The 440-nt window shown below is 71.4% G+C and carries 1 protein-coding gene; it reads left to right on the top strand.

Annotation, left to right across the window (positions count from 1 at the left end; genetic code table 11):
* Positions 1-279: 279 nt before the first annotated feature.
* Positions 280-440: ATP-binding cassette domain-containing protein (locus AC1DYK_RS35825; RefSeq protein WP_478170589.1), on the top strand; the 161-nt coding region annotated here is incomplete at its 3' end.

The raw sequence follows: 440 nt of genomic DNA, 5'->3' as shown, positions 1-440 counted from the left end.
GCTGTCCGCCGTCCGCGCGAACGACTCGGTCACCGCGAGCAGCGCCAGGAACGTTGCGGCCACGGCGGGCGTACGGGGATCGGCACCGATGCGGCACGCCCGCTCGGCCCATCCGCTCTGCCGGTGTTCGTCCACGTCGGTCATTCTTGCCGCGGGTGCGCGCCCTCGCATCCCTCTCGTGAGGGACCCGTGGCGCCGGACATCCCTCGTGCCAGGGAGGGCAGAAGTCGCTGTCCGGCGTGACGACCGCGCGGCACCGTGCTGCCTAGTCTGCCGGGCATGGAAGCAACCGTGGAAGTCACCGGCCTGCGCAAGCGCTACGGGCCGACCACCGCGCTGGACGGGATGACGTTCACCGTCAGGCCCGGACAGGTCACCGGTTTCGTCGGCCCCAACGGTGCCGGCAAGTCCACCACGATGCGGGTCGTCCTCGGCCTGGA

It is taken from the genome of Variovorax sp. P2_H12 (assembly GCF_056403395.1).
Note: the sequence above shows the minus strand (reverse complement) of the source record. Positions and strands in the feature narration are given on the sequence as shown.